This is a genomic window from Sphingobium sp. FW306-1B-F04DB (assembly GCF_058781925.1).
The window spans coordinates 1-1573 of sequence record NZ_JBYSXE010000116.1 but is presented as its reverse complement, the minus strand read 5'-3'; the positions used below and the strand labels follow the sequence as shown (position 1 = coordinate 1573).

1 protein-coding gene is annotated in these 1573 nt (G+C 62.2%); it reads right to left on the bottom strand.

From position 1 onward, the window contains the following. Window positions 1-292 precede the first annotated feature (292 nt). Window positions 293-1327 carry an IS110 family RNA-guided transposase gene (locus AC3WJD_RS21945; protein ID WP_492748970.1) on the bottom strand — a complete coding sequence of 345 codons (1035 nt, stop codon included), beginning with the start codon at window positions 1325-1327 and terminating at the stop codon, window positions 293-295. Window positions 1328-1573: the final 246 nt, after the last annotated feature.

The following is a 1573-nucleotide window of genomic DNA, read 5'->3' as shown; positions in this document are numbered from 1 at the left end:
TTTGGAGAGTGCCTAACAACCCTGGGGGGACCAGTTTTGCATGTCGCCCCCGGACCACTTCATGATGTCGCTTGATAATCAGGCACGTAGTCGGATGCTGCCATCTGTCCGGCCTCTGATGCAGCGATGGAGCTGCGGGCCCGTATGGGAGTTCGCGGACCGGAACTACATCACGACAGCGTGCTCTTGGCACGGTGGAAAGCCCTGGTTCTTCCGATCCCGTCTCGCCGACTTGTTGTGCCATACCCTCCTTCGCCCGACTACGCCTCCGACGACCTCAGGTCCGCCTGGCTCACGCCATGGCTGCGACCGGAGCCTTGTAATTCTCTTGCTTGACGAGCAGCGCCCAGACGATCCGCGCTGTCTTGTTGGCCAGCGCGACGGTTACCAGCATGCGCGGCTTGCGGGCCAGCATCTGCTCCAGCCATGAGCCCTTGGGTGCGCCGCACTTGCTCGCCTGGAGCACGACCGCGCTGCTGCCGATGATGAGCAACCGTCTGAGCGTGCGCTCGCCCATTTTGGAGATCGCACCCAGTTTCTGCTTCCCGCCGGTCGATTTCTGCAGCGGCGCCAGGCCCAGCCAGGCCGCGAAATCACGTCCCTTGGCAAAAGTTTCGGCCGGCGGCGCCAATGCAGCGATCGCCGTCGCCGTGATCGGGCCGATACCCGGGATCGTCATCAGCCTGCGCGCTATGGCATCCTCACGCGCCCGGCGCGCGATCTCCTTGTCGAGCTCGCCGATCCGGTCGTCGAGTTCCTCCAGCAGATCGAGCATCAGCCGGAACATGCTCCGCGCCGCCTCGGGGAGCGAGGAGGCCATGTCTTCCTCCTCGAGCAGATCGGCGAGCATGGTGACATGAGAGGGGCCCTTCGGCGCCACCCAGCCATATTCGGTCAGGTGACCACGGATCGCATTGATCAGCTGCGTGCGTTGACGCACCAGGAGATCGCGCGTTCGAAACACCAGTCCTGACGCCTGCTGTTCCTCGCTCTTGACCGCCACGAAGCGCATGTTGGGCCGCTGCGCCGCCTCGCAGATCGCCTCGGCATCGACCGCATCATTCTTATGCCGCTTCACAAACGGCTTCACATAGGCCGGGGCAATCAACCGGACCTCATGCCCGAGATGCTCAAGCTCGCGCGCCCAATGATGGGCTCCGCCGCACGCCTCCAGTGCCACGACGCAACGCGGCTGCACGGCAAAGAAATCAAGCAGTTTCCCGCGAGAGATCCGCCTGCTGAACATCGCACGCCCCCGTTCATCCGCACCGTGTGCGTGAAAAACATGCTTGGCAATATCCAGACCGATTGTGGTAATCTCCGACACGGACGCCTCCCTCAAGTGGTGTTCAACACCTCCACTTTGGCACATCGATGCCGTCGGGGGGCGTCCACCCCATCACGACTTTTCAGACATTCCTCGCCTCGATCGCGGACTCGAAATCCGGACGGTCCGGACACGACCCTTTTCGGTCATTCGAGGGTCTGGCAGTGATCCAAAATCCGGACACCGCGTAATTGATGTAGTCACCCTCCTGGATGGTACGAAGTCGCGAACGCTTCAATGCAGGAG